This is a genomic window from Acidimangrovimonas pyrenivorans (assembly GCF_042643245.1).
Classification (GTDB): Bacteria; Pseudomonadota; Alphaproteobacteria; order Rhodobacterales; family Rhodobacteraceae; genus Acidimangrovimonas; species Acidimangrovimonas pyrenivorans.
Window position 1 is genome coordinate 1057744 of sequence record NZ_JBHRSK010000004.1, and the last position, 26183, is coordinate 1083926.

The window sequence follows — 26183 nt, forward strand, 5'->3', positions numbered from 1 at the left end:
CGGTTTCCGTCCCGGTGGCCTTGCGCCCGCGCAACTGCGGGACGATCCTGCGCCCGACTCCTCCCGGCCCTCGCGGCCCCAAAGACAAGGACCGACGATGACCGACGCGGCGCTCTATCCCCCGATCCGGCCTTACGCCACCCACGCGCTGCGGGTCGATCCGCCCCATGTCCTGCATGTCGAGGAAGCGGGCAATCCCGACGGCATCCCGGTGGTCTTCCTGCATGGCGGGCCCGGCGCCGGGGTCAGGCCGGCGCAGCGCCAGACCTTCGATCCCGCCCGCTACCGCATCGTCACCTTCGACCAGCGCGGCTGTGGCCGCTCGACCCCCTCGGCCGAGTTGGCGGGCAACGACACCCAGGCGCTGATCGCCGATATCGAGCGCATCCGCCAGCATCTCGGCATCGAGACCTGGATGGTCGCCGGCGGCTCCTGGGGCAGCCTGCTGAGCCTGTCCTACGCCATCGCCCATTCCGAGCGTTGCCGCAGCCTGCGCCTGCGCGGCGTCTTCCTCGGCCGGCCGCAGGAGGTGGAAAGCTGGTTCAGCGATATCGGCAAGCTGTTCCCCGATGCCTTCGAGGGCCTTGCCGGCCCGATCCCGGAGGCCGAGCGCGGCGACCTGCTGGCGGCCTATTACGTCCGCCTGACCGACCCCGACCCGGCCGTGCACATGCCGGCGGCGCAAGCCCTGCGCGGCTTCTCGGCCCGGACCCAGACGCTGGTTCCCAGCGTCGCCCATGTCCATGCCCTGACCGAGCCCAAGGCGGCGCTCGAGATCGCCCGCCTCTTCACCCATTACTGCGTCAACGGCTTCTTCCTGCCCGAGAACCACGTGCTGGCCAATATCGACCGCATCCGCCACATCCCCTGCGAGATCGTCCAGGGCCGCTACGACGTGGTGACGCCGCCGCGCAGCGCCTGGGACCTGCACCGCGCCTGGCCCGAGGCGCGCTTCACCCTGGTGACGCTAGCCAATCACAACGCCACGCCCGATGCGCCCGACCTGAACGCCGCGCTGCGCGCCGCCTCGGACCGGCTGGCCGACCGGGCGGAGGATGCCGCCCTGCCGCCGATCGAGACCTACCTCGCCCCGCGCGCCCATCAGTCGCCCGCCGTGTCCGAGGATGGCACCGTGCTGGCCTGGCTGGCCGACGAGACCGGCTTCAACCAGATCTGGTCGCTCGACCTGACCGAGGCCGGGGCCAAGCCGGAACTGCGCACCGCGCTGACCGAGCCGGTCGGAAGCCTGGCCTTCCGCCCCGGCAGCCGCGACCTGCTGTTCACAACGGATTGCGGCGGCGACGAGCATCTCCAGCTCCACCTGCTGCGCGACGGGGCGCTGACGCCGGAGGCGCTGACCGAGGCGCCCGGCACCGTCCATGCCTGGGGCTGCTTCGACGCCACCGGCAAACGCATCGCCTATGCCAGCAATGCCGAGACGGCGACCGACATGCAGATCCACCTGCGCGACCTCGAGACCGGCGCAGACGCGGTGATCCTGCGCGGCCCCGGCTGGCGCACGCCGCGCAGCTTCACCCCGGACGGCGCTGCGCTGCTGATCGAGGACGACCGCGACGGCATGTACGATGCGGCGCTGCATCTGCTGCCCTTGGACGGCGGGGCGGCGCGGGTGCTGCTCGCGGGCGGCAAGGGCACCGGCAAGGGCGCCCATGTCAACGCCGCGCGCTGGCTCGACGAGGGCGCGGCGCTGCTCTTGGCCACCGATGCCGGGCAGGAGTTCCACGGCCTCGCCGCGCTGGACCCGGAGACGGGCGCGCTGGACTGGCTGGCGCAGCCGGCGGGCGATGTCGAGCAGCTCGCCCTGTCGAAGGACGGCCGGCGGATCGTCTATGCCTGGAACGATGCCGGCTACAGCCGCCTTGTCGTCCTCGACCGCGACAGCGGTGCCGAGACCGAGCTCGCCCTGCCGGTCCCCGGCCGCGTCACCACCCTGCTCTTCGCCCCCGACCAGCAGGGGCTGATCGTCGCCGCGACCGGCTTCGCCACCCCGTCGCGCGTGCTGCGGATCGGGCTCGGCGGCACGGCGACGACGCTCTGCGCCGGCGCGCCGGTGCTGGGCGCGGCCGACACGGTCGAGCCGACACGCGCCAGCTTCCCCAGCTTCGACGGCGCCGAGGTGCCGGCCTTCGTCTTCACCCCGAACACGCCCGCCCCGGCCGAAGGCTACCCCACCTTCGTCATCGTCCATGGCGGCCCGGAATCGCAATATGCCGCCCATTGGCGGTCCGACGTCCAATACCTGGTCCGGCGCGGCTGGCTGGTGGTGGCGCCGAACGTGCGCGGCTCGACCGGCTATGGCCGGGCCTGGCAGGCGGGCGACGACCTCGACAGGCGCATGGACGCGGTGCGCGATCTCAAGGCGGTGCGTGACGGGCTGGCGGCGCGGGCCGATGTCGACAGCGACCGCATGGTCGTCTCGGGCCAGAGCTATGGCGGCTTCATGGTGCTGGCGGCGATCAGCGAATATCCCGACGACTGGCGCGCGGCAGCCGAGCTTTACGGCATCGCCGATTTCAACACCCTGCTGGCGGCGACCGGGCCGTGGCGGCGCAGGCTGCGGGCGGTGGAATACGGCGACCCGGAGACGGCGGAGGGCCGGGCGATGCTGGCCGGCTTCTCGCCGCTGGCCAAGGTCGACGCGATCCGGGCGCCGCTGTTCATCGTCCATGGCGGCGACGATCCCCGGGTCTCGCCGGCCGAGAGCGAACTGCTCTACGCCGCCCTGCGCGGCCGGGGCCATGATTGCGAATTGCTGCGGATCGACCACGAGGGTCACGGCTTCGCCCGGCTGCCCAACCGCGAAAGGGTCTTCGCCGCGATGATGCGCTTCCTCGAGACCCGCACCCGGCCCCGGCGCTGAAACCCCGGCGCTGAGAATCGGGACGCGCAGCCCCGTCGAGCGACCTTTCGCCGATCGGCGGGGCCCGGCGGAGGCCGTCACGGAAGGGTCACAGTCCGGCGGCAGAGTCCCGGCGCATTTCGATTCATCTAAAGCGACCATGACCGATGTCTTTGCACAGCCGCGCCCTCCGCGCCCCGCCCTGCCGGCCCGAAACCGGGCATGATCCCCGCAGCTGTCCCGATTGCCCCCGGATCGCCGAGCGGATGGCCCCCGATCCCGGTGCCGTCCTCGCCGCCTTCCTCGATCTCGGCATCACCCTGGCCGAGACCGCGCGCTATTTCGACATCCCGCTGCCCTGCCTCGTGCATCACCTGGTGTCGGAGAACGCGCCCGGACCGAGGGTCCGCGCCGCCTGAGCACACCGGCTAAACCGCCGCGTCGAGGAACCCCTTGGCGGCGCGGGCGATCACCAGTTCCTCGTTGGTCGGGATGACGAGGATGCGGGCCCGGCTGAGATCGGTCGAGATCACCGTCGCGTTCTCGGTATTGCGGCCACGGTCGAGCTCGATCCCGAGCCAGCCCATGCCCTCGCAGACCCGTTCGCGGATCAGGCGCGAGTTCTCGCCGATGCCGCCGCAGAAGACCAGCGCGTCAAGCCCGCCCAACGCGGCGGCCAGCCCGCCCAGCTCGCGCCGGATGCGGAAGACGAAATAGTCGATCGCCTCGTTCGCCTCTTGCGTGCCGGCGGCCTCGAGCGTGCGCATGTCGTTCGACAGGCCCGACAGGCCCAGCAGGCCGGACTTGGTGTAGAAAAGCTGGCGCACCTCGTCGATGCTCAGCCCCTCCTGCTGGACGAGGTAGAAGATCACCCCGGGGTCGATCTGCCCGGTCCGCGTCCCCATCGGCAGCCCGTCGAGCGCGGTGAAGCCCATCGTCGAGGCGATCGAGCGGCCGTTCTGCAGCGCGCACATCGAGGCGCCGTTGCCGAGATGGGCGACGATCACCCGGCCGTCATGGAGCAGCGGCGCGATCCGGCCCAGCTCGCCCGAGATGTAGTCGTAGCTCAGGCCGTGGAAGCCGTAGCGGCGCACGCCCTTGTCGTAATACTCGCGCGGCAGGGCGAAGACGTCGTTGACCTTGGGATGGCGGCGGTGGAAGGCGGTGTCGAAACAGGCGACCTGGAGCGCATCGGGAAAGGCCGCCTGCGCCGCCTCGATGCCGGCGATGTTGTGCGGCTGGTGCAGCGGCGCGAAGGGCGACAGGCGCTTGAGCTCGGCCATCACCGCATCGTCGACCACCACCGGCGCGTCGAAGCCCGGCCCGCCATGGACGACACGATGGCCGACCGCCGTCGCCTGCGCCTGCGGGAACTGCGCCCGCAGCAGGCCAAGCGCGGTGTCCAGCGCGCTGGCATGGTCGGCCGCCTCGGCCGCCGCCAGGTCGCGCGTCACCGCCGGGGCGGCACCGCCGAATTCGGCCTTCAGCCGCGGCTGGCGGCCGATCGCCTCGATCAGCCCCATCGCCATCTCGACCGGGGCGCCGTCGATGGCGTAGAGGCCGAATTTCAGCGACGAGGAGCCGGCATTGAGGGTGAGGACGACGGGATGTGTCATGGCGCAGCGGCCCCTGCTGTTGACCCGCCGGTCCCTGTCTGCCCGCAGGGCCGCCCGGCGCTGCCGACGGTAGCCGCGGCGGCCGGCGCCGACAAGCCCGGCCCGCCCTGGGCGCGTCCCGGGCGCGTCCCGAACCGCCCCGCATCGGCCCGGCGGGCATCGAAAAAATCCCGCGAGCCACCCTTTCCTTCGTCCTCGAATCCCCTATGCTGACCGCAAGACTTGGCGAAAGGGCGGACGATGTCGCGGTCGATCGATTACGGCAACCTGATGCACCGCGCGATGCGCGGGCTGATCCAGGAGGTCCTTACCGGCGTGGCCGAAAACGGCCTGCCCGGCGCCCATCACTTCTTCATTACCTTCGACACCCGCCACGCCGATGTCGACATGGCCGACTGGCTGAAACAGCGTTACCCGGCCGAGATGACCATCGTCATCCAGCACTGGTACGAGAACCTCGTCGTCACCGACGAGGGCTTCTCGATCACGCTGAATTTCGGCAACCAGCCCGAGCCGCTCTACGTCCCCTTCGACTCGGTGCGCACCTTCGTCGACCCCTCGGTTGAGTTCGGCCTGCGCTTCGAGACCAACGACGAGGATGAGGACGAGACGGACGAGGCCGAGGATACCGCCGAGGCGGCGGAGGACGAGGGCCAGCCGCGCGACGCCGAGGTGGTCAGCCTCGACAGCTTCCGCAAGTAGGACTGCCGGCGCCCCGGGGCGGCGCCTGGGGACGGAGAGCCGCCCGACAACGGTATGCCAAGGTATGCCGATTGATTTCGGCCCCCCGCGGGGCTATGACGGCGCCGTAACAGCCGTCATGCCAAGGAGGCCCGCCCGATGACCGCGACCCGCACCGAGACCGACAGCTTCGGCCCGCTCGAGGTTCCCGCCGACAAGTACTGGGGCGCCCAGACCCAGCGGTCGATCATGAACTTCCCGATCGGCTGGGAGCGTCAGCCGGTGCCGATCATCCGCGCCCTCGGCGTGATCAAGAAGGCGGCGGCGCTGACCAACAAGGCCCAGGGCGACCTGCCCGGCGAGATCGCCGACGCCATCGCCGCCGCGGCGCAGGAAGTCATCGACGGCAAGTTCGACAACAACTTCCCGCTGGTGGTCTGGCAGACCGGCTCGGGCACCCAGTCGAACATGAACGCCAACGAGGTGATCTCGAACCGCGCCATCGAGATGCTGGGCGGCGAGAAGGGCTCGAAGAAACCGGTCCACCCGAACGACCACTGCAACATGGGCCAGTCGTCGAATGACACCTTCCCGACCGCGATGCATGTCGCCATCGCCATGCAGGCGCGCGACGTGCTGATCCCGGGGCTGACCAAGCTCTACGAGGCGCTGGTCGCCAAGTCGGACGCGTTCAAGGACATCATCAAGATCGGCCGCACCCACACCCAGGACGCGACGCCGCTGACCCTGGGCCAGGAATTCTCGGGCTATGCCCACCAGGTCGCGATGGGCATCCGCCGGGTCGAGATGTGCCTGCCGGCGATTTACGAGCTCGCCCAGGGCGGCACCGCCGTCGGCACCGGCCTCAACACCCGCGCCGGCTGGGACCGCAGCATCGCCGCCAAGATCGCCGAGATCACCGGCCTGCCCTTCGTCACCGCGCCGAACAAGTTCGAGGCGCTGGCCGCCCATGACGCGATGGTGATGTTCTCGGGCGCGCTCAAGACCGTCGCCGCCTCGCTGTTCAAGATCGCCAACGACATCCGCCTGCTGGGCTCGGGCCCGCGCTCGGGGCTGGGCGAGCTGATCCTGCCCGAGAACGAGCCGGGCAGCTCGATCATGCCGGGCAAGGTCAACCCGACCCAGGCCGAGGCGCTGACCATGGTCTGCGCCCATGTCATGGGCAACGACGCCGCCGTCGGCTTCGCCGGCAGCCAGGGCCATTTCGAGCTCAACGTCTACAACCCGATGATGAGCTACAACGTGCTGCAGTCGATGCAGCTCTTGGGCGACAGCGCCGCGGCCTTCACCGACAACATGGTCGCAGGGATCCAGGCCAACGAGGCCCGGATCGAAAGGCTGATGAAGGAATCGCTGATGCTGGTGACGGCGCTGGCGCCGACCATCGGCTACGACGCCGCGACCAAGGTCGCCAAGACCGCGCACAAGAACGGCACCACCCTGCGCGAGGAGGCCGTCGCGCTCGGCTATGTCGACGAAGAGACCTTCGACCGCGTGGTGCGGCCCGAGCAGATGATCGGCCCCAAGGGCTGAGCCGGACGGAGACGCATGGCCGAACTCGTCAACCTCAACAAGGCCCGCAAGGCACGCGCCCGCGCCGCCAAGCGCGCCCGGGCGGACGAGAACGCGGTCAGGTTCGGCCGCAGCAAGGCCGAGAAATCCCTCGATGAGGCGCGGGCCGACAAGGCCCGCGCCACCCTCGACGCCCATCGCCGCGACCGGGACAGGCGTGACGAGACGCCGGAAGAGACATGAGCGGCCGGCCGGTCAAGCATTCGCTGACGCTGCACGGCCACCGCACCTCGGTGTCGCTGGAAGAGGAATTCTGGCGCGCCTTCCGCGCCATCGCCGCCGAGAAGAACCTGCCGCTGAACGTCCTCGCCGCCGAGATCGACGAGGCCCGCGGCACCGATGCCGGCCTCGCCTCGGCGATCCGGGTCTATGTCCTCAACCACTATCGCAACGGCTAGCGCGGGACGCCTCCGGCGGGAGTATTTGGGGCAAAGAAGAAGGGCAAGGAGCGCCCCTGCCCTTTCATCTTCACGCAAATATCCCAGGGGTCCGGGGGCGGCGCCCCCGACTTGCCTGCCGGCCCCTCACCCCAGCTTGCGCAGGTAGGTCCAGGTCGGCACCCTTGCGTCGCGGGCGACCGAGTAGCTCTCGGCATCGCCGAGATATTCGAAGCCGCAATTGGTCAGCACCCGGGCCGAGACCGGGTTGTCCTGGAAGACCTCGGCGAACAGCGTGCGCGCGCCCTGCGGGTTGGCCTCGACCAGCGCCCGCACCGCCTCGCTGGCGAAGCCGGTGTTCCAGAAGGCGGGCGCGATCCAGTAGCCGATTTCCGACTGGCCCCGGTCCATCTTGCGCAGCCCGATCATGCCCAGCACCTCGGCCGAGCCATGGGCCGAGCCGTCCAGCACCCAGACATCCTCGGCCCGGTCCTCGGCCGTCACCCGGTCGATATAGGCCTCGGTGGCGCCCGGCGGCAGCGGATGGGGGATCGACCGCGTCGCCTCGGCTACTCGCTTGTCGGCGGTGTAGAGGGCGATGAGACCGGCATCCGAACGGCGGATCGGCCGCAGTTCGAAGCGGTCCGCCCGGATGCTGGGCTGCGCGGGGATCGTGTCGAATTTCATGCCTTCCCTCCTCTGAAGCGCACGATTGACCAGGTCACCGGAGGCCGAACCACGGGGAGCGAGGGCGCGGCCGAAATCCACCTCCCCGCCCGGGATCAGCTCGTCCCGGTAGCCGGCCGCGATCAGCGGCCGCAGTTTCATCTGGGGTTTCGAGGCCGCCGGCACAAGCCGGCCGCCCGGGGTGACGGTCTGCGCCGCCACCGGTTTGTCCATCGCTCCGCCCATAGTCAGGGCCCTCCCGAAAACGAGGAAGGGGACCGGCCTTTCAGCCGATCCCCCCTGAACATTCACCTTGTCAGGTACGGCTTACTCGGCTGCCTCCGCGACCGGGAGTACCGAAATGAACGTGCGGCCCTTGAGACCCTTCTTGAAGGTCACCTGGCCCGGCACGGTCGCAAAGATGGTATGGTCCTTGCCCATGCCGACGCCTTCGCCCGGGAACCACTTGGTCCCGCGCTGGCGCACGATGATGTTGCCCGGCTCGACCGACTGGCCGCCATAGAGTTTCACGCCGAGACGACGACCGGCCGAATCGCGACCGTTGCGGGAGGAACCGCCTGCCTTCTTGTGTGCCATCTGGTGTTACTCCTTCGCTTCGGCGGCCGGCTTCTTGGCGGCGCGCTTCTTCGGTTTCGCGGGGGCCGCCTCGGCATTGTGGGCGGCGACGCGGGCAGCGGCGGTGCCGGTGGCGGCCGCGACGCCCGACTTGTCGGCGCCCTTCTCGAGGATCTCGGTCACGCGCAGCAGGGTCAGCTGCTGGCGGTGGCCCTTGGTGCGCTGCGACGAATGCTTGCGGCGGCGCTTGACGTAGTGGATGACCTTGTCGGCCTTGATCTGGTCGATGACCTCGGCCTGCACCGCGGCGCCGTCCACCAGGGGCGCGCCGACGGTCGGCTTGTCGCCGCCGATCATCAGAATCTCGTTGAACTGGACTTTGTCGCCAGCATTGGCCGCAAGCTTCTCCACGCGGAGCACGTCGCCCGCCTGGACCTTGTATTGCTTGCCGCCCGTCTTGAGGACCGCGAACATGGGTCTTTCCTTCTTCCGGTTTCCGCGCCCTGCGGCCCCCTTGCGGGTGTTCGTGCCGGGCCTGAGCCGCGGCGCCTTCGGACAGCGCGCCCCCCGTGCGGGAGCGATATTGCACAAACCCGGCCGGCACGGGGCCGTCCGAGATGGCGGCTTATCGGGGATCGTCCGGGCAAAGTCAAGCCTCGGAACGGGCCGAAGCCCAATATTCTCAGGCCCTGAGCCCCGTCCCTATGCCGGCGTACCGCTGCTGGCAGGCAACGCTTCCGCCTGTCTCCGGGTCGCGCCACCTCAGCCTTCCCTGCACGCCTGGCCGAAGGATACCGCGGTCGGCGCAGGAAATGTGAAATCGGGGCTTGCACCCGCCGTCCGGGGCCGCTAAATCGCTGCCCGTCGACCCCGATGCGGAGAGGTGCCGGAGCGGTCGAACGGGGCGGTCTCGAAAACCGTTGACCCTTCACGGGGTCCCAGGGTTCGAATCCCTGTCTCTCCGCCACTTGCCCTTACCGATAGGGCGACAATATTCCTTATTTCACAGGACTTCCAGCCAGAACTGACGGGCTATCACTCGTTTTACGCTACACATCTTGCTACACTTTTCTTAAGGCGTGCCGTTCCCGCGACAGGCTGTTTTCGCTCTGAGGCCCCTCCCCATGGGTCACCTTCGGACAACACATGTGCTCCTCTACGCGTTGCCGAACCTCGTCGCTTCATCATTCTGCCATCACGACCGCCCAGTTTTCAAAATGGGCGGAGGGTCTAACGAGAATCGTTGACGCTCTGAGCGAGTGCTTCCGCCTGCTTGATTACGGTCCTCACGGCATCGCTCTCCAAGTCTGGCGGATACCCATGGCGCCGGAGGATCTTGCGCACCGCGACCCGCATCTTGCTCCGGACGTTCTCCCGCCGCCACCAGTCCACCCCGGCGTTCCGCCGCACAGTGGCAACCAGTTCGGCGGCGATGACCCGGAGTTCCTCGTTAGACATGACCTCGACAGCGCTCTCGTTCTGCGCCAGCGCATCGTAGAACGAGCGCTCCTCCTCGCTGAGCGTGTCATCCGGCTCCTTCCGGAGGTCCTTCGCGATCTCGATCAGCTCCTGGATCACCTGGAGGGCGTCGACGCTGCGGTTGTGGTAGCGAGCGATCGCCTGCCGCAGACGGTTCGAGAAGGCCTCCTGCTGGACAACGTTGGTCCGGGTTCGCGCCGAGATCTCACCGTTCAGGAGTTGGCGGAGCGCCTCGACCGCGAGGTTCTTGCGGTTCATCTGCTGGAGCTCGAGTAGGAACTCATCGGACAGGACGCTGATGTCGGGGCGATCAACACCGCACATCGCCAGGATGTCTACGACCTCGATCGACGCGACGGCCTTGTTGACGAGCTGCTCGATCGCGAAATCCGCTCCCCCGGTCTTCGAAGTCTTCCCGATCCCCAACTTGTCGAGCCCGGCACGCACGGCCACGAAGAACCCCACCTCCAAAGCAAGTGCCTTCGCTTCTGCCGAGCCCGAAGCGAGCTTGAACGCGCGGACCAGCGCCGCCACAGCGTCACGGAACCGTTTCGCCTCGAGCCCATCTTCGTCGGTGGTTTCGTCTTCGATCGCCTGCCGCACGATATGGTCGATGGCAGCCGGGAGAAGGCGCAGACGATCCTCGGCCGTGCCGGAGAGCGCCAGGGCATAATCGAATCCGTGGAAAAGGCTCCGCGCCACATCGAGGGCGTCGAAGAGAGCGGCGACGGCCTCGCGCTCGTCGATGCCGGTCTGGTCACGATCCCCCTGCGAGTAGTAGGCCAGAGCGGACTTCAACTCCGCGGCCAGGCCGATGTAGTCGACAACGAGGCCGGAGGGCTTGTCGTGGAAGACGCGGTTTACCCGGGCGATCGCCTGCATCAGCCCGTGGCCTTTCATCGGCTTGTCGACGTAGAGCGTGTGCATGCTCGGGGCATCGAAGCCGGTCAACCACATGTCCCGGACGATCACCAGCTTCAGCTCGTCCTTCGGATCCTTGAAGCGATTGCGCAGCGTCTCCTGCCTCGTTTTCGAGCGGATGTGCGGCTGGAAGGCGGCCGGGTCCGTCGCATTGCCCGTCATCACCACCTTCACTTGGCCGGCATCGTCGGTCTCGCCGTGCCAGTCGGGCCGGGCCGCGACGATCCGGTCGTAGATCTCGACGCAGATCCGGCGGCTCATGCCGACGATCATGGCCTTGCCGTCCATCGCCTCGAGGCGGGCCTCGAAATGCTGGAGTATGTCGGCCACCACCGCGTCGAGCCGCTTGTCGGCACCGACCAATGCCTCCACCCGTGCCCATTTCTTTGCCGCGGCGCCCGCGGCCTCCTCGGGAAGAGTCTCGGTGGCCTCATCGAACTCCTCGTCTATCGAGGCGATCATGTCCTCGTCGAGTTCGATCTTGGCAACCCGGCCTTCGTAGTAGATCGGCACCGTGGCACCGTCCTCGACCGCCTGGGCAATGTCGTAGACGTCGATGTAATCGCCGAATACGCCCCTGGTGTTCGCCCCTACGAGTTCCACTGGCGTGCCGGTGAAGGCCACGAAGACCGCGTTCGGAAGCGCGCTGCGCAGGTGGTAGGCGAGACCATGGCGGACCTCACCCGTCGCGCGGTCGATCTTGGCGTCGAAGCCGTATTGGGTTCGGTGGGCCTCATCGACCAAGACGACGACATTGGACCGCGCCGTGAGTTCCGGGAAGCTATCGCCGGCGTCCGGACGGAACTTCTGGATCGTCGAGAAGACGATCCCCCCGACCTCCCTGTTCAGGAGTGTCCTTAGGTCAGCGACGCTGTCGGCCTGCACCGGGGCCTCACCGAGTAGCCCCTTGCAACGACCGAAGGTGGCGAAGAGCTGGTTGTCGAGGTCGTTGCGGTCAGTCAGCACCAGAAGGGTCGGGTTCTGCATCTCCGCGTGGTGCATCATCCGCCCGGCAAGAAACGCCATCAGAAGCGACTTCCCGGAGCCCTGAGTGTGCCAGATCACCCCGCCCTTGCCATCGCCCCCACGGGCTGCAAGCACCGTTTCCACGGCCTTCCTGACGGCGTGGAACTGGTGGTAGCCCGCGATCTTCTTGACCGGCCCCTTGCCCTCGTCTTCGAAGACCACGAACCAGCGCAGCAGATCGAGCAGCGTCCCGCGGGTCAGGAGCCCTTGGGTCAGCGTGTCGAGTTCCAGCGTCACGTGGCCCTTCACGACGGTCTCACCATCGACCGTGCGCCACCGCATAAAGCGCTCGAAGTCGGCGGAGAACGACCCATAGCGGGCGCTGAAGCCGTCCGAGATCACTGAGATCAGGTTGGTGCGGAAGAGGTCGGGAATGTGGGTCTTGTAGGTCTCGATTTGATTGAAGGCCGCAGGCAAATCGGCGCCCTCAGTCCCCTTGAGCTCGACCACCACGATCGGCAGGCCATTGAGGAACAGGACGACGTCGGGGATCCGGGGCGTCTTGCCGACGATGTCCATCTGGTTGACGGCGTGCCATTCGTTCAGCCCGTCGTCCCAGTCGACCAGGCGGGCGCGGTCACCCACCTCCTCGCCGTCGCGCAGGTAGGTGATGGGCACACCATCGTGCAGCGCGTCGTGCAAGCGCTTGTTCTCCTGGATCGGGTCGCCGGCGAAAACGGTATCGGTGAGCCGCGCCATGACCTCGGTGATGGCTCCGTCGGGCAGATGTGAGTTCAGCTTGTGCAGGGATCGCTCCAGGATCACCGGTAGAACCGGATCCCGGAAGCTCTCCCGAAGAGGCGAGCGCATCTCCGGGGAGACATCGGCACCATGAAGCACCGCGAAGCCCTGCCCCTTGAGGTTGGACAGGAACATGGCCTCGAGGTCGGCTTCCGAAATGAATGCCATTACACGTCTGCCCCAGAGGAGTTCGATAGGGTTCGGATTTCCGCGAGGGGCTTCTCGAACGCCGCTTGGAAGAGGGCCATGTTGTCAGCGATCCAGGCGCTCATGTCCGGCCATGCGTCCCTGTTGAAGCCATCAAACGGCGCATGGATTCCAATCCATGACATTTTCAGATGATCCAGCCGGTCCCAGTCGAGTGGTTTGCCGAAGGCCGCTTCGATCTCGACCTTCTTCGCCAAGAGCCCGTCGAAGATCACCTTGTTCCTCTCCTTGTCGTTCGAGGCGATCACGAGGCCGACGTTTGCCTTGCTTTGAGTGAACGACGTGTTGAAGACGGCGCCGCCAAGCCCGCTCCCGCAGTTGATCCAGTTGTCCTTGCTCGGGCTAATCGCCTCGTAGCGCTTCAGACCCTTGGCACGGAGGGCCTCAAGGGCGATTGGCCAAAACGCCAGCCGCATCGCATGGCTGCGCCGCTTCGCACCCAGCGTGGTCTTGGCTTCGCTCTCCTTCTCCGCCATGCCGATCATGAAGTCGGCCGCCTCTTGCGTCGGGATGACCGGCTGGATGTCGATCAGGATTTCCTCGCCCAGTTGCCAAGGCGTCACCTTGAAGCACCGCGCGTCGATCTGGTGCTCGCGCAGCCACAGCACCGTTGCGGTCACCTCCTTGCGGAAGTTCGCCGCGATGAACATCAGTCGCTGGCTGTAGCCGGGGTTGAGGGTCACCTCATCCAGTTCCTCGGTTTCGAGGAAGTCGCAGATGTTCTGTGCAGCATTGCCCCCACCGGCGTAGCGGTCGAGATACTGCTGGTAGATGTCGACGATCTGCGCCTTGGTCAGGCTCGAGACATAGGCGGTGTATTTTAACGCCTGCCAAGTCACGTCGCGCCCGCTGTCGTCGAGCTTGTTTTCGATGATGACGAGCTGCCCGTCCTTGTCCAGCGCCAGCAGGTCGAGACGCTCGCGGGTGTCAGCGAAGCCGTCGAACTCCTTCTGGATGATCAGGAGATCCTCCCCGAGGGCGTCCGGCTGGTTGGCCAGCCATTCCTGCAGGTGGTCACGCTCGCGCAGATTCAGGTCGGCGAACCGGCGCTTCTCGAGGCGCTGGAGCCGGTTGGAGGGGCGGTCGACCTGAAACATCTACTCGGCGGCCTCCCTCTGTCGATTTTTCCGCCAGACTTTGTCGAGCGCCTCGAAAGTCAGCGTCAAAGCGTCCCTCAGGGCCACGAAGTCCACCCAGATCTCGGGGGCATCCAAAGGCGCCTGTCCAAAGCTGACGACGGCACCATCTCGATAGCGGAAGGCCATACCCTTGGGGTCAAGCATGGCAAACTGTTCGAGGAAGTCAGAAAGCGCTCCGACCTCGACCTCGTCATAGTCTTCGAGCAGCCGCTCGCGCAGGATGTCGGACAGATAGTCGATGTGATGGCTGGTCTTGTCGCCTCGCCTGCTTTTCCAATCCGGCACAAGGCCTTTCAAATACAGCTCCAGCGTGTGCCGGGCCATGTAGAGAGCCGGGAACGCCGCCTCCGGCGTCCCCAAGTTCTCAAGGCCGAACTCAATGCTTCTGAGCGTGTTCTGTGCGTATGACCATGCCAGATCCTCTGGAGTCGCTGTCTCCGTGCGACCATGGTTCACAAGCAGAAAGCCAGGGAACGTGTCGCCAGAACCGTCGTGGTCAGAAAAGACTCGATGAAATGGCAAGGCCTTGGTCATGCGACTTCCTCCACCTGTTCGCGGGCCTCACCTACTCGGAGCTCACCGGACATCAGTTTCGGCAGTAGAGTGTCGCGCAGGACCGCGAGGGTCTCGGCCTCTTCTCGCGCTTCTTCCTGCCTCGCAATCATGGGTTTCACGATCCTGTCGAATGCGATGACCACCTCCCTCGGAGGGATCGGAATAGCCGGGATTTCGAAGGCATCCTGAGGGAGCATGTTGACTGTCGTTCCATTGGAGAACGAACGAATCTTGACGCCGATCCATGAGGCGTTCAGCGCGTAATACAGCCACTCCTTGCTCAGTGGTGAGTCTGCCTTGATCCCGACCTTGAAGAGATGCTGGGAGAAGAGCCCGCTCGGTCCGAAACTCGAAGGCACGAGCGCGGCGAACCCGATCAGTTCCAGGTCAAAGGCTTGCTCGGTGTTGGCAACGATGAGGTCCCCCGCCCTGATCTCGTGTCTGGCTTTGTGTTCCCCGTGGTAGAACTTGATGCCCTCCCTCTTGTATCCACCGCCCTCGAAGATCGAGTTCAGGTTGTGCATGGGAAGGCCGAAACCCTCTTCGCACAGGCCGCTGCCCTTGTAGCTGAGCCCACGGCTGACATCGACGTGGTCGCCGATCAATTTGTAGGTCCACCCTGCGGGCAGCCCGTCCGGACCGAAGGTGTCGGGAAAGAGCGCGGCGATGGCGGCGTCCACGTGGGCGGGCGCGCGGCCGGCGGCCTTGGCCTCGACCGGGTCGAAATCGACGAACCATGACCGGAAGAGCGCCCGCGCCATCTCCTCCAGCGTCGCCGCTGTTTTGCGGTTCAGCTCGATCTTGTCGTCGAGGGCGCCAAGAACTTCCCCGACACTCTTTCGTGTAACCCTTGGCAGGTCCGGGACCTCGATACTGGCCAACTGCTGCCAAGAAACACGCTGCCTGCCGGAAGTCCCCTCCATCCGCGAAATCGCAACCTCGCGGAACGCTTCGCTTCTCGATGCGTAGTAGACGAACTTCTCATCCGACGCGATTCTTGCTCTGGCGACAACGAACTCTGTTGAACCAAATGCCGAGTTCCCTGCCCCCAAACCACTGACCATTGCGCCTTTTCCATTCTCAAGACACGGCGTAATGCGCGCAATGAGAGTGTCCCCGTCTTGAAAGCGCGAACCCGAGCCGTTGAAGGAACGCACGGCGAAGTGCAGGATCCCTCTGTCATGCTCTGGCAATGACGCCATATCAATGAATGGGGCGTCTTCACCCTTCTGGATAGGAACCGTTGGGTTCAGTTCGGCGATGTGATCGAAGCGCATTATTCCAGTGCCCCCAACCGAGCCTCGATCTCGGCTTCCAGTTGCCGCCCCTCGGCAAACTGCTCACGCAGGTTCATGGTGAGGCGTTCGAACGTGACCCCGAAGGGCTCGTGGTCCTCTTCGGCGGCATCAGCGCCGACATAACGGCCTGGCGTCAGAACGAAGTTGTGGATGCGGATTTCGTCCAGTGTCGCTGACTTGCAAAATCCGGGCTCATCAGCGTAGGTGCCGGCCTCAGGCTCGCCCCGCCAAGCATGGTAGGCGCCGGCGATCTTGGCAATCTCGTCGTCCGAGAGCTGTTTCTGTCTGCGGCTTCCGGGGATCAAGGCACCCATCTTGCGGGCGTTAACGAATAGGATTTCCCCACGCCGATCACGCAACTTTGCGTCCATCGCGATACCGTTCGATTTGTCTTTGGCCAAGATCCACATGCAGGCCGGGATCTGGGTGCCGAAGAAGAGCTGACTGGGAAGGGCAACCACCGCGTCAACGGCGTCGCCCTCGACCATGGCGCGGCGGATCTCGCCTTCACCGCCGATCATCGAGGACATCGAGCCGTTCGCCAGCACGACGCCCGCCACACCGGCCGCGGAGAGGTGGGCGTAGATGTGCTGGAGCCAGGCGAAGTTCGCGTTGCCGACCGGGGGCGCCCCATAGCTCCAACGTCGATCCTCGCGCAAGAGGTTGCCCGACCAGTCGGAGATGTTGAAGGGGGGATTGGCGAGAATGTAGTCGAAGCGCTCGTCCGGGAAGGCGTCGCGCAGGAGCGTGCCCTCCTGATTCCAGCGCAGCTCCGCGAAGATGCCGCGGATCGCGAGGTTCATACGGGCGAGGCTGAGCGTGGTGTGGTTGCGCTCCTGGCCGTAGATGGCGATGTCGGCCTTTTGGCCAGCGTGGGCGTCGATGAACTTCTCGGACTGGACGAAGAACCCCCCGGTGCCGCAGCAGGGATCGTAGACGCGCCCGCGGGTCGGCTCGATCATCTCGATCAGCGTGCCGACGACGGATTTCGGGGTGTAGAACTCACCCCCGCGCTTGCCCTCGTTCGAGGCGAACTCGCCAATGAAGTATTCGTAGATGCGGCCGATCAGGTCGAAGTCGGCGCCGGTGCCCCCGAGCTTGAGATTGGTGAAGAGGTCGATGAGGCCCGAGACGATCGACTTGTCGAGGCTCTCCCGGCCGTAGACCTTGGGCAGCGCGCCCTTGAGGGAGCTGTTGTCCGCTTCGATCGCCCGCATGGCGTCGTCGACCATGACACCAATCCGGGGATCCTTGGCGTGACCGGCGAGGTAGGACCAGCGCGCCTTCTCGGGCACCCAGAAGACGTTCTCGGCGATGTATTCCTCGGGATCCTCGGCGTCGGCATAATCGTCGGCCACGAGCTGTTCATGCATCTTCTCGAAGGCGGCGGAGACGTATCGCAGGAACAGCAGGCCCAGGGCCACATGCTTGTATTCGCCTGCGTCCATCGCGCCGCGCATCTTGTCCGCGGCCGCGAATAGTGTCTTCTCGATGCTCACTCGTCCATCCCTGTTGTAGATCTGCTGCGTCTACGATCAGCCGACGCAGCAGACAACTTTTCGGGGAAACGTGCCCTGAAACTGGGCAAGGATCAATCCTTGGGGCGAGGTGCCTATTGATCCAGCCCATGGTCGGCGAGCTCGCTCGGCCCCTCGAGGACATCTTTATTGATCATGCCGCACCTTCGGTCGGCTGGTTGGCAGTCAACGCATCGACAATGCGGCCAACGCGGTCCTCAACATTGTAGGATTGGAACACGAAGCCGGGGCCACGTTTCCCGCTGCGGCTTTTCTTGAGCCCGATCTCGCGGGCGGCGTTCGAGCCAGGCTCCACGGGGAGAGCGTAGGCAGGGATGAAGTAGCGGGGATTGCCATAGATGTCGCGGTCGATGCGAACGGTCATCTCCAGGATTTCAGATTTGTTCAGGGTTTTCATTTCGGTGCTCTTGAGTTGTCAGGGTGAATGGGATGCTGTCTTTGGCAGTGACGCCCGGTGATCATTCCGGTTCGTCTTCGACCTCGTCGTCAGCCTCGAGAAGCGAACGCAGGTAGGTGACCTCCTGCCGGTAGCGTTCGGCCTCGGCCTTGGCCTTGCTGAGCTCTTCGGCATGATCGCGGTGCTGCAGCGCGAGCTGCCGTTGATGTTCTTCGAGAAGACTGCTGCGCTGGTTCAGCAGAAGGGTCTCAACCCCCTGCTTCAACCGCGCGAGACCGGACGCGAGTGCTTCCTGGAGGACAGTCGGCAGCGGGACCTCGGGCTGATGAAGTTCCGCCTCCTTTTCCCGGGTGGCCAGATGCTGCATCCAGATGCCCTCGACGCGGCCCAGATTGCCTACGCTCCCCATGTGCTTGTGAATCTCCCAGCTCGAGACCTCGCCCCCCTTGTCGGCCTCCAGGGCCTTGCCTGCCTGAATGATTTCTTCGCTACTGAAGATCGGTTTGCGTGCCATGTTGCGATCCTTTCGTGGTTGGCATGCATGAAAAGGGAGCGGTTCGGCGAAAACCAAAGCAAAAAGATTCTCCCCTCGCCCAGCCAGATCGCGGGGCGCGAAAGAGACGATCTTTTGCATTGTCTGATGTGTTCGTAAGTATGTTTGTCAGGTTGGTAAGTCAGTTCGATTGGTCGGTTTGAAAGTCACTGAACGGAACCGAGCCGTCTTCGTGGGAGCGGGTTCAGTTCCGACCGTGACACGCTTCTGCATTCTGGCTCTGGGCGCACTTCCGGGGGATGCAAAATCTGCCCTCCCGCGCCGCAGCGCCCCGTCTCGACCTCGCCGACCTCCAGCCCGAGGATTACGTCGACCTACTCCATCCTGCAGGCCAGCATGGCCGACCCGCGCTGTTGTGGTTCCAGGAAGATGCCCCTCGGAACCTCTGCGCTTCATCGGCCAGTTTGAACCTGGCCATGCCGGGCCTGATCGACGGCCGCGCCTATCTGTCGATGAATCGCTTCCGGGCCCGGCGCTGCTCCAGCCAGATCACTGCGCTCAATGCGCTCTACGCGGATCTCGACTGGCACAAGACAGCGCTTTGGAGGGATCATCCAACGGAGGATGTGGAGGACGCCATCTTCCGGCGCCTCGATGCCGCAAACGTGCCGCTCCCTTCGGTGCTGCTAAGCAGTGGTCGTGGAACCGCGGCTATCTGGCTTGTCCACGAGATGCCCACAGCGGCTCTGAGCCGATGGCAGGCCGCGATCGGGGCATTGAACGAATTCCTGCGGCCCTTTGGTGCGGACCGCGCAAGCCAGGATCCCGCACGTGTGTTCCGTGTGCCCGGAACCATCAACGAGAAATCCGGCAGACGGGTGCGAGTCGCGGGCGGATCCGGCCTGCGCCACGACTTCGACAGCTTGGCCGACATCATCTTTCGCGCCGTGGGGCGCCCGACGCGGGACGAACTGCAAGCAGCGCGGTTGTCGACGGCGAGGCGGTCGCGTCTCGCCCCCACGGGGGGCAACATGCCGCGCGGCCTTTCGCCCAGGGAACGGTTCCGGCAGATAAGGGAGGATCTCGACCGGGTTCGCATTGCCTGGGGCGGCGAGGTCCCGGAGGGAAAGCGCAACACTTGGCTCCACCTGTATGCGACTGCCCTGACACACGATCCAGACATCAAGGAGATCGCGCATGAGATCGCCGACGCGGCGCAGCGCGGCACGCCCGATCTGCCCGACAAGGAAGTCGCCGTCATCATCCGCGCAGGCGAGCGGCAGGCAAACAGCAGCATCGGCACCGGTGTGATGTCGGACGGGAGATACCACTATTCAGGGGATCGGATCGCGGAAATGCTCGACATCTCCGGCGAGGACGCACGCGCGCTCGGCCTGCGCCAGGTCATTCCGACGAATGCCCGTAGGGAAAGACGGGCAGACGCAGAGCGCGAACGCCGCGCTCGGAAGGGAGCGAAGTCACGGGCGGAGTGGCTCGCCGCCAACAGCGCGTCGCGCACCAGGCCGTGGGAACAACTCGGCATGGGTCGCAGCACCTACTACAAACACCTGAAGTCCGGCACCCTGCCAGAACTGCCCGTGGGCTGAGGCTGGACAGGTCCGTGTCCGCGACAAGGGGAACCACCGGGATGGGGCGACGGCCTTGGGAGCTTTTCTACCCAAAACCTCTACCCATGAAGGCTCCTCCACCAACTCACCACAAGAGCCTGAAACCGGCTGAACTGGCGCACATCCGACCGCTCAACACCAACTGGGCAACCTGTGCTCCCTGTGCTCCCTGCTCTCGCTGCCGCAAAACGACCCTACTCGTCGTCGATCAAGACCAGGAAGTGATCAGGCAACGGCCGCTGCAACTCGCAGGCAGTGCCAATGGGGGCGTTCAGCCAAGTCTCCCATTCTATCGGCTCGGTCAAGACCACGGGCATGGCCTTGGGGTGAAAGGCCCTCACCACGGCATTCGGCGCGCAGGTCAAGAACGCGAACAGGTCATCCTGGGTCTCACCGTCCTTGACTTTACGAACCGAGCGCCATCCACGGGTCTCGATCCCCGCGAAGAACATCTTCAGGCTTGGATCAGCCGGGCCGAACCACTGGTTCCCGCCCTTGACCGGCTCCGCGAAGGAGGTGACCGGCACGAGGCAGCGATGCTCCGGTCCCAGCCAACGCCGCCAGTGGGGCGAGCTTAGGTTGCGCACGTTGGTGACACCGGGATCGCGCTGCGTCTTGAGGACGGATGGCGGAGACGGCATGCCCCATCGCGCCTTAACCAGTTCAAGACCGTCGCGATCATGACGGATGATCGGTGCCATCTGGTCCGGGTAGAACCTGTCGGGTCCCAGGTTGCCCGCCCTATCCGACAGGCCCTTGAAAAGGCTGCGCATCGCTTCTTGGGCAGTGGTGCTGGAATAGAGGTTACACACCGCTCAGGCCCTCTCATCGCGCCATATCCAGCGAACAATCTGTCTGACGGGCCTGCGCACCGTCAAGTCAGGCAGATCGCTGGGCGCGGGAACGCGCCAGCTGACGTCCAAATCGGTTGTCTTGCACCTGGAACAGGGAAACGGCGCCATGTGCAGGGGATGGTCCGGCCCCAGCACCTTGACAAGATCCGAGGCCCAGTAGTGCGCCCTCTTCCGGCAAAATGGACAGCGCAGTGTGATCAACACACCTGAGGTCGCACCATCGACGAGACGCTGGGCACGAAAAGGGTTGGCTGATGGTCGCGGCACTGGCATGAGAGGAACATACCAGGAACATTTATTGATCTCAATCAACGCAGAGCCAAGCTGCACAAACGCATATGGCCCGCCGTTGCGCAGTGGGCCCCTGGCGCACAGTAAGAAAAAGAGAAGCAAAGAAAGTCAAAAAAACGGCGCGATTCTTCTTAGCTCGCGGCCGAGCTTCTCCATTTCCTTTCTTGGGGCAGGAAGACCAGACCCCGCGACAAGAGAAAGGCACGACAATGACCAAGAGTTATACGATCACCGGCAACTTCCAAATCCTCAAGCATCTTGGCCACACCAAGATGGGCAATCCGCGCTACCTCGTCGCGATCGACGGCGAGGTGTTCAAGACACTCCCGAACAGTGGAGAGGTCCACGGGTTGCGCGACTTGGCTGGGAAGACGGTTACCGCAAGCTACAAGTCCTACCGCAACGACCTCGCGGCCTTCAACTTCCGCGCCACCTGACACATCGGCAGTGCCGTCTCGGTCGCGACGGCATCCCTGGGTGTCGGCCCTCCCTCACGCTTCCGGCACAACAGATCTTTGAAGTGCCAAAGAGGACCGTCCGCATGCAATAGATGCGCTTGTCGCGAATGGGTAAAGAAGATATCGAAGTCGGAGGCTTCCAACTATATGTAGGTAGATCCAGATCTTGCGAGTTACGAACAAGTTTGCACGGTCGATCAAGTATAGTGCGCTCCGGATTGGACAGTCTTAAAGAGAAGGCCAAACGAGATGACTGAAATCGAAGGTTTGCAAGATGAGGATGAACCTCTTGGCGTTGGAAAAATGGTCATCGCGGCCGGAGCCTCTGACAAGGAAATAGAAAAGCATTTCGAAACTGGGCGTTTACGGGTCGTCCAAGAAAAGAACGACTTCTTCTTGGCGCATGTGCTCAGCTTCATCCAAGGAGGTAGTGAGAGTCGCGTCTGGGGGAACCTGCGGCCAGAATATCAGCGGCGTCTCAGGTGGGACAATAAGAAGAAGAGTAAGCTCATCGAGAGCTTCATAATGAACATACCGGTTCCACCGATCTTTCTTTACGAGAAGACGTTAGGAAAGTTCGAGGTCATGGACGGTCAGCAACGCCTCAATGCGATTTCTGAGTTCTGGGCAGGGAACTTTGCTTTGGAGGGATTGAAGATATGGGAAGCATTGAACGGTCGGACTTACGCTCAACTGCCACCACTTGTTCGGCGAGGGCTGGAGCGCGCCAAGATCTCGGCCATAACCTTAATGTCCGACACATCCGGAAGTGAGGACAATAGCATTGAACTGAGGGCTCAGGTCTTCGAGAGATTGAACACGGGAGGAGAGCGGCTAAACCCGCAAGAACTGCGGAACTCCCTATATTCTGGACCATTCAACGACATGATCGTTTCTCTTTCGAAAGAGAGCGATTTTACAGGTTCGTGGGACATTCCAAACCATGAAGAAAATACTCTGGCAGATGAGAGTGTTACTGAAGCTCTGCGGAACAACATCCTTTTTAAGAGGATGACAGACGTCGAGATCGTCCTGCGCTTTTACGCCTTTCAGAATGACGAAAAGATTTCCGGTTCCGTGCGATCCATGTTGGACACAACAATGAAGGTCAATCGGACCATGGATAGCGCGGGGATCGCAAAGGCAAGAAAAGAGTTTCTCGATACGATTTCGCTTGCACGTGACGTGTTCGGCGACGATGTGTTTCGGCTACCCTCAACGGCAGAAGGGAAGCCTGGGAAGTTGTCCAAGCCGCTCTATGATGCAGAAATAGTCTCCCTTTTCCGGCTTCTCGACCGCGCGGACAACATCAGGGCTCATGCGCCAGAGATTAAGGTTGCGGTGATGAATCTCGCGCTACCCGATGCCCCTACCTACGAACTGATGGTCGGACGAGGCAATACCGCACTTACAATCAAGGAAAGGATCACCAAGGTTCAAGATGTAATCCAAGGTATCCTCAACAATGGCGAGTCTTGATACAGCCAAAAGTCGCGCACTTGATTATGCCGCGGAGCTTCGAGCGACATCGGAAGTGCGTCAATACTTTACCGAAATCATCATTGGCAGAAATGGCCAGTTGATGGGTGCCTTCCAGCATGAGCCTGCGGCGAAAGCCAGATTGGTCGAGGCGGCAAAGCTCAAGGCCACACCTTCGTCCGCTCTCTACCGCGGCCTCTTCATTCAAGCCAACTCGATATTCGAGGCCTATGTTCGCGACCTCTCCTCAATAGTCGTAGAGCACAAGGCCTCCCGCGCCAAGAAATACTCTGAGCTTCCACACAGTTTCCGTCTCCAGCACATCTACTTCTCTGGACAAATCCTACAGCATATGAAAACAGGAACATTGGCAGGTCAGAAGTTCAACTTTGACGGCCTTACAGATGCACTCGGAAAGTGTTTCTCTGATGCACAACCATTCTCGATCATGCCAGAAGTCTTTACTCTGATGATGGGGAACGTGACTCCCGACAGGCTGGACAGCCTATTCCAAAAGATCGGGCTCCCTGAGCCCTTCAATCCTGGCGTCGGTCGAAATGCCGCAATCAAGAAAGTTCTCAACGAAACACGTCAACCCAGCGCAGCCAAGTTAGCCAGCGAGAAGCTCTTGGCCATAGTTGGCCTCAGAAACACACTCGTCCATGGCGACTTGAGCGCAACGGTAGAGCAATCTGACTTCGAAGAGGCGCTTGGTTTTCTGGAGGCCATGGTCGAGGCTCTGGACGAACTTGCGAGGCCGGTGCTCGTGTAGCCGTGAGAAGTTGAGCGACAATGGCAGGTTCTGCCCACCGCACGCTTTCTGATCAGAATATCACCCGCCGCCAACACTGATCAGCAAAATTTGGATTTGAACGGCGCTTTCCCTTTCTCCCCGGGAGAAAGGAAACCGCCGATGCAAAAAACCTCTATCCCCTCGCCCCAACCGACCGCCCTTCTCAGCCCGAGAGACCTGATCCGCCGCTGGCAGGCAGGCAGCCCGGCGACGTTCTGGCGCGCCGAGAAGGATGGCCTGCTGATCCCACGCCGCGAAGGTCGGCGTCGAGGCTACGACTGGGAGTCGGTTTGGGCGTTTGAAGGCGGCCAGCCCCCAGCAGGTTTGGAACAGGCCTATCGCAGAAATCTCCTGACCCCCGAGGAAGCCGCCGAACGCTGCCCACTGAAGCCCTCGACACTCGTCGCCAAGGCCAAGGGTGGCGTGTTGCCTTGCCGAAAAGTCGGCCGGCGCATCCTGTTCGTCCCTGCCGAATTCGACCTTTGGCTGGGGACCTGGAAGTGAGCGCGCACCTCTCCCATGAACGGTCAAATCGCCGTTTGAGCCCTATTCGCCCCCGTCTGAACGGAACGGCCCTGCAAGTTCATGGGCCAAATCTACGGGGCCGTCCCGTTCATCTTCCTGCGAATGAACGGTCCCGCCCAGCAGATGAAACCCCCACTGAAAGGATGAAACCATGAATCTTCAAGACGTCTACCTTGCCCTGCCCAGCCTCTACTCCGAGAAATCGGCCAAGACCTATGAAGCTGCCTTCCGCCGTGTCGAAACCCTCACTGGACGCAAGCTGCACCAGATCCCGGCCAATGACGTGGCCTGGTTTGAGATCGCCAAACACATCGTTTGGGCCGGCAGCTTCCGTGCAGCGACTCCGGAGGCAGCCGCACGCGCATTCAACACCTGGAGCAAGAAGATCGGTGCCGCGATCCGACTGGCGACTGCGGAAGAAACCCAGACCCCCGCGAACCCTGACGCTCGCCTCGCCTGGGACCGGCTGATCGCCTACGCCAAGGAAGTCCAGAACCGTCCCGACGAGACCGGCGAGAAGATCCTGCCTGGCATGGCCGACATGTCGCTGTTCAACCTGCGCGCGCGCGTCGGACATGTGTTGCCCGCGAAGCTCGACACCGCGACGGCGACTGAGACGCTTGCCTCCATCCCAGCGAACAAAGCGGACTCCTACCGCCGGGCGCTCCGGGCCTTCAACAACATCATCATTGAAAGGGAGCGCCACCAGCCGATTGCAGCGCTGTTGCCGGTGGCGCCCGTTGGTCCGCTTCCCGGGATGCGCGATGCTCCTCTGAACTGGACCTCCCTATCTCACTCGCTCGTCGTAGCCTGCGACGCCGCGATCGAGAAGGCCGTTCTGGGCGAGCGCGCCAAGCGCGACCGCTTCAGCGGCAAGCTGGGCGCAGACCCATTGCCGCGACGCACCAAGGGCAAGCGCAAGGTGGGCAACCCTGTGAACCGTCGCAAAGCGCACCGCAATGCGCTGTCCTGGCTGATCCGGCACGCGTGGGATGACCGCACCAAAGCCTGCCGGATCGAACGCCTCGACGACCTCCTAACCGCCCAGAATATCCAGAACGCCGTCAACCGCTATCAGGCGCGCGCGGCGCAGAGCAGTATCCTCAAGGCGACGGATGAAACCTCGTCGATGAACACCTGGCTTGCAAATCTCGAAACTCTGTCGACCCGTAACGGGCTCGGTGAGGAAGTTCTCGACACGCTCGCCGATCTGCGTTTCTCCGACGAGATGCACAGCGACTACGCGGGCGAGATGGCCGCCGCGCGGGCGGCCTTCGTGAAACTGATCGACCGCGATCCGGCCATCGTCCGGACAATCATAACCGGGCCGCGCCTGCTGGAACGCGAGGTCCGGCGCGGTCTCGAGCGGTGGGATGCACTGCGGAAGCACGGCCGCACCGAGGTGCTACATCTCTGCATTGCGGCCGGGATGATGGCGCTGCAGCTGTCGCGGCCACTGCGGACGCGTAACCTGCACGAGTTGACCTGCGACGGCGAGTCTGCGGAGCTTCTGGCCCCCCGGCGCGCGGGAGCCCCCGCGACCGTGGATATTCCCGGAAGCAAGGTGAAGAACGGGCAGGACCTCTGGCATGAGATCCCGGCAATGCAGTGGCAGATCCTGAGGCTGTGGCTCGACGAGGGTCGGGCCCTTTGGGCGACGGAGAAGGGGATCGCCCACGAGGCGAACCCCTATCTCGTCCCGGGCCTCAAGAAAGGCCAGCCGGTCTCCCGAAGCACGCTCAACAAGGCCTGGAACCGCGGTATGTCCCGGCTGGGTCTCACAGACATGACGCCGCACATGATGCGTCATGTCGGCGCGACGATCTACATCGCGGAGAACCCCGGACAATATGGCGTCGTCGCCGATCTCCTGGCGGACAAGCTCGACACCGTTCAGAGCTTCTATGCAAAGGGCGCCGGCAAGGAAGCCGCGCGTCTCTTCGCCGAGGTCCTGGCACGCCGCGATCCAACCCTGAACCTGTTCTGAGGCGA

General features: G+C 64.0%; 24 protein-coding genes and 1 tRNA gene. 13 read left to right on the forward strand and 12 right to left on the reverse strand.

What is annotated here, in order from left to right:
- The first annotated feature begins 97 nt into the window (after window positions 1-97).
- Together pip and ACFOES_RS08020 are read left to right on the forward strand one after the other, a co-directional pair.
- Window positions 98-2881 carry a prolyl aminopeptidase gene (gene pip, locus ACFOES_RS08015; RefSeq protein WP_377832685.1) on the forward strand — a complete coding sequence of 928 codons (2784 nt, stop codon included), beginning with the start codon at window positions 98-100 and terminating at the stop codon, window positions 2879-2881.
- Between the two features lie 245 nt (window positions 2882-3126).
- A complete protein-coding gene (locus ACFOES_RS08020; protein WP_377832686.1) occupies window positions 3127-3279 on the forward strand; it encodes a hypothetical protein in 153 nt (50 codons plus the stop codon).
- Between the two features lie 9 nt (window positions 3280-3288).
- Here the strand turns inward: ACFOES_RS08020 and ACFOES_RS08025 are convergent, their stop codons facing one another.
- Window positions 3289-4476, reverse strand: coding sequence for an acetate/propionate family kinase (locus ACFOES_RS08025; RefSeq protein WP_377832687.1), 1188 nt, complete (start codon window positions 4474-4476; stop codon window positions 3289-3291).
- 240 nt (window positions 4477-4716) lie between these two features.
- Between ACFOES_RS08025 and ACFOES_RS08030 the strand changes: the two genes are divergently transcribed.
- From ACFOES_RS08030 to ACFOES_RS08045, 4 genes are all read left to right on the forward strand, one after another.
- Complete coding sequence (locus ACFOES_RS08030) at window positions 4717-5178, forward strand: SspB family protein (RefSeq protein WP_377832689.1); 462 nt, start codon at window positions 4717-4719, stop codon at window positions 5176-5178.
- Between the two features lie 138 nt (window positions 5179-5316).
- The gene (gene fumC / locus ACFOES_RS08035) at window positions 5317-6711 is read left to right on the forward strand and encodes a class II fumarate hydratase (RefSeq protein ID WP_377832690.1); all 1395 of its coding nucleotides are present in this window, start codon (window positions 5317-5319) and stop codon (window positions 6709-6711) included.
- A gap of 15 nt (window positions 6712-6726) precedes the next feature.
- On the forward strand, window positions 6727-6933 hold the full coding sequence (locus tag ACFOES_RS08040; RefSeq protein WP_377832691.1) for a DUF4169 family protein: 207 nt from the start codon (window positions 6727-6729) through the stop codon (window positions 6931-6933).
- On the forward strand, window positions 6930-7148 hold the full coding sequence (locus ACFOES_RS08045) for a ribbon-helix-helix domain-containing protein (RefSeq protein ID WP_377832692.1): 219 nt from the start codon (window positions 6930-6932) through the stop codon (window positions 7146-7148). The genes ACFOES_RS08040 and ACFOES_RS08045 overlap by 4 nt, the downstream gene beginning before the upstream one ends.
- Window positions 7149-7274: 126 nt before the next feature.
- Here ACFOES_RS08045 and ACFOES_RS08050 read toward each other — a convergent pair whose 3' ends face one another.
- The 3 genes from ACFOES_RS08050 to rplU form a co-directional block, all read right to left on the reverse strand.
- On the reverse strand, window positions 7275-7814 hold the full coding sequence (locus ACFOES_RS08050; protein ID WP_377833017.1) for a GNAT family N-acetyltransferase: 540 nt from the start codon (window positions 7812-7814) through the stop codon (window positions 7275-7277).
- Between the two features lie 306 nt (window positions 7815-8120).
- A complete protein-coding gene (rpmA, locus tag ACFOES_RS08055; protein WP_377832693.1) occupies window positions 8121-8390 on the reverse strand; it encodes a 50S ribosomal protein L27 in 270 nt (89 codons plus the stop codon).
- 6 nt (window positions 8391-8396) lie between these two features.
- A complete protein-coding gene (rplU, locus tag ACFOES_RS08060; RefSeq protein WP_377832694.1) occupies window positions 8397-8843 on the reverse strand; it encodes a 50S ribosomal protein L21 in 447 nt (148 codons plus the stop codon).
- 403 nt (window positions 8844-9246) lie between these two features.
- Here rplU and ACFOES_RS08065 point away from each other — a divergent pair.
- Window positions 9247-9336: transfer RNA gene (locus ACFOES_RS08065), tRNA-Ser, on the forward strand.
- Between the two features lie 263 nt (window positions 9337-9599).
- Here the strand turns inward: ACFOES_RS08065 and ACFOES_RS08070 are convergent.
- From ACFOES_RS08070 to ACFOES_RS08100, 7 genes are all read right to left on the reverse strand, one after another.
- Window positions 9600-12704: a type I restriction endonuclease subunit R gene (locus ACFOES_RS08070; protein ID WP_377832695.1), complete on the reverse strand. Its 3105-nt coding sequence runs from the start codon at window positions 12702-12704 to the stop codon at window positions 9600-9602.
- On the reverse strand, window positions 12704-13840 hold the full coding sequence (locus ACFOES_RS08075; RefSeq protein WP_377832696.1) for a DUF4268 domain-containing protein: 1137 nt from the start codon (window positions 13838-13840) through the stop codon (window positions 12704-12706). Before ACFOES_RS08075 ends, ACFOES_RS08070 begins: the two co-directional genes overlap by 1 nt.
- Window positions 13841-14416 carry a hypothetical protein gene (locus ACFOES_RS08080; protein WP_377832697.1) on the reverse strand — a complete coding sequence of 192 codons (576 nt, stop codon included), beginning with the start codon at window positions 14414-14416 and terminating at the stop codon, window positions 13841-13843. It abuts the gene before it with no gap.
- Window positions 14413-15714 carry a hypothetical protein gene (locus tag ACFOES_RS08085; protein ID WP_377832699.1) on the reverse strand — a complete coding sequence of 434 codons (1302 nt, stop codon included), beginning with the start codon at window positions 15712-15714 and terminating at the stop codon, window positions 14413-14415. The genes ACFOES_RS08080 and ACFOES_RS08085 overlap by 4 nt, the downstream gene beginning before the upstream one ends.
- Window positions 15714-17234 (reverse strand): type I restriction-modification system subunit M, encoded by a 1521-nt coding sequence (locus tag ACFOES_RS08090; RefSeq protein WP_377832700.1) that lies wholly within the window; start codon window positions 17232-17234, stop codon window positions 15714-15716. The genes ACFOES_RS08085 and ACFOES_RS08090 overlap by 1 nt, the downstream gene beginning before the upstream one ends.
- A 172-nt stretch (window positions 17235-17406) precedes the next feature.
- Window positions 17407-17670, reverse strand: coding sequence for a hypothetical protein (locus tag ACFOES_RS08095; protein ID WP_377832701.1), 264 nt, complete (start codon window positions 17668-17670; stop codon window positions 17407-17409).
- Between the two features lie 61 nt (window positions 17671-17731).
- Entirely contained in the window at window positions 17732-18304 is a 573-nt protein-coding gene (locus ACFOES_RS08100) for a hypothetical protein (protein ID WP_377832702.1), read from the reverse strand.
- Window positions 18305-18462: 158 nt separating this feature from the next.
- Between ACFOES_RS08100 and ACFOES_RS08105 the strand changes: the two genes are divergently transcribed.
- On the forward strand, window positions 18463-19770 hold the full coding sequence (locus ACFOES_RS08105; RefSeq protein WP_377832705.1) for a hypothetical protein: 1308 nt from the start codon (window positions 18463-18465) through the stop codon (window positions 19768-19770).
- Between the two features lie 215 nt (window positions 19771-19985).
- On the opposite strand, the gene ACFOES_RS08110 is transcribed toward ACFOES_RS08105, so the two are convergent.
- Window positions 19986-20603, reverse strand: coding sequence for an SOS response-associated peptidase (locus ACFOES_RS08110; RefSeq protein WP_377832707.1), 618 nt, complete (start codon window positions 20601-20603; stop codon window positions 19986-19988).
- Between the two features lie 542 nt (window positions 20604-21145).
- On the opposite strand from ACFOES_RS08110, the gene ACFOES_RS08115 reads away from it, so the two are divergent.
- From ACFOES_RS08115 to ACFOES_RS08135, 5 genes are all read left to right on the forward strand, one after another.
- The gene (locus tag ACFOES_RS08115; RefSeq protein WP_377832710.1) at window positions 21146-21373 is read left to right on the forward strand and encodes a hypothetical protein; all 228 of its coding nucleotides are present in this window, start codon (window positions 21146-21148) and stop codon (window positions 21371-21373) included.
- A gap of 270 nt (window positions 21374-21643) precedes the next feature.
- Complete coding sequence (locus ACFOES_RS08120; protein ID WP_377832712.1) at window positions 21644-22873, forward strand: DUF262 domain-containing protein; 1230 nt, start codon at window positions 21644-21646, stop codon at window positions 22871-22873.
- Window positions 22860-23645: a HEPN domain-containing protein gene (locus tag ACFOES_RS08125; RefSeq protein ID WP_377832713.1), complete on the forward strand. Its 786-nt coding sequence runs from the start codon at window positions 22860-22862 to the stop codon at window positions 23643-23645. The genes ACFOES_RS08120 and ACFOES_RS08125 overlap by 14 nt, the downstream gene beginning before the upstream one ends.
- A gap of 141 nt (window positions 23646-23786) precedes the next feature.
- Window positions 23787-24170, forward strand: coding sequence for a helix-turn-helix domain-containing protein (locus ACFOES_RS08130; RefSeq protein ID WP_377832715.1), 384 nt, complete (start codon window positions 23787-23789; stop codon window positions 24168-24170).
- Between the two features lie 172 nt (window positions 24171-24342).
- Entirely contained in the window at window positions 24343-26178 is a 1836-nt protein-coding gene (locus tag ACFOES_RS08135; protein WP_377832716.1) for a hypothetical protein, read from the forward strand.
- Window positions 26179-26183 lie beyond the last annotated feature (5 nt).

Bases quoted from the DNA above. Each gene is read 5' to 3' on its own strand.
- pip (WP_377832685.1), top strand. From the start codon at position 98: ATGACCGACGCGGCGCTCTATCCCCCGATCCGGCCTTACGCCACCCAC.
- ACFOES_RS08020 (WP_377832686.1), top strand. From the start codon at position 3,127: ATGGCCCCCGATCCCGGTGCCGTCCTCGCCGCCTTCCTCGATCTCGGC.
- ACFOES_RS08025 (WP_377832687.1), bottom strand. From the start codon at position 4,476: ATGACACATCCCGTCGTCCTCACCCTCAATGCCGGCTCCTCGTCGCTG.
- ACFOES_RS08030 (WP_377832689.1), top strand. From the start codon at position 4,717: ATGTCGCGGTCGATCGATTACGGCAACCTGATGCACCGCGCGATGCGC.
- fumC (WP_377832690.1), top strand. From the start codon at position 5,317: ATGACCGCGACCCGCACCGAGACCGACAGCTTCGGCCCGCTCGAGGTT.
- ACFOES_RS08040 (WP_377832691.1), top strand. From the start codon at position 6,727: ATGGCCGAACTCGTCAACCTCAACAAGGCCCGCAAGGCACGCGCCCGC.
- ACFOES_RS08045 (WP_377832692.1), top strand. From the start codon at position 6,930: ATGAGCGGCCGGCCGGTCAAGCATTCGCTGACGCTGCACGGCCACCGC.
- ACFOES_RS08050 (WP_377833017.1), bottom strand. From the start codon at position 7,814: ATGAAATTCGACACGATCCCCGCGCAGCCCAGCATCCGGGCGGACCGC.
- rpmA (WP_377832693.1), bottom strand. From the start codon at position 8,390: ATGGCACACAAGAAGGCAGGCGGTTCCTCCCGCAACGGTCGCGATTCG.
- rplU (WP_377832694.1), bottom strand. From the start codon at position 8,843: ATGTTCGCGGTCCTCAAGACGGGCGGCAAGCAATACAAGGTCCAGGCG.
- ACFOES_RS08070 (WP_377832695.1), bottom strand. From the start codon at position 12,704: ATGGCATTCATTTCGGAAGCCGACCTCGAGGCCATGTTCCTGTCCAAC.
- ACFOES_RS08075 (WP_377832696.1), bottom strand. From the start codon at position 13,840: ATGTTTCAGGTCGACCGCCCCTCCAACCGGCTCCAGCGCCTCGAGAAG.
- ACFOES_RS08080 (WP_377832697.1), bottom strand. From the start codon at position 14,416: ATGACCAAGGCCTTGCCATTTCATCGAGTCTTTTCTGACCACGACGGT.
- ACFOES_RS08085 (WP_377832699.1), bottom strand. From the start codon at position 15,714: ATGCGCTTCGATCACATCGCCGAACTGAACCCAACGGTTCCTATCCAG.
- ACFOES_RS08095 (WP_377832701.1), bottom strand. From the start codon at position 17,670: ATGAAAACCCTGAACAAATCTGAAATCCTGGAGATGACCGTTCGCATC.
- ACFOES_RS08100 (WP_377832702.1), bottom strand. From the start codon at position 18,304: ATGCAAAAGATCGTCTCTTTCGCGCCCCGCGATCTGGCTGGGCGAGGG.
- ACFOES_RS08105 (WP_377832705.1), top strand. From the start codon at position 18,463: ATGCAAAATCTGCCCTCCCGCGCCGCAGCGCCCCGTCTCGACCTCGCC.
- ACFOES_RS08115 (WP_377832710.1), top strand. From the start codon at position 21,146: ATGACCAAGAGTTATACGATCACCGGCAACTTCCAAATCCTCAAGCAT.
- ACFOES_RS08120 (WP_377832712.1), top strand. From the start codon at position 21,644: ATGACTGAAATCGAAGGTTTGCAAGATGAGGATGAACCTCTTGGCGTT.
- ACFOES_RS08125 (WP_377832713.1), top strand. From the start codon at position 22,860: ATGGCGAGTCTTGATACAGCCAAAAGTCGCGCACTTGATTATGCCGCG.
- ACFOES_RS08130 (WP_377832715.1), top strand. From the start codon at position 23,787: ATGCAAAAAACCTCTATCCCCTCGCCCCAACCGACCGCCCTTCTCAGC.
- ACFOES_RS08135 (WP_377832716.1), top strand. From the start codon at position 24,343: ATGAATCTTCAAGACGTCTACCTTGCCCTGCCCAGCCTCTACTCCGAG.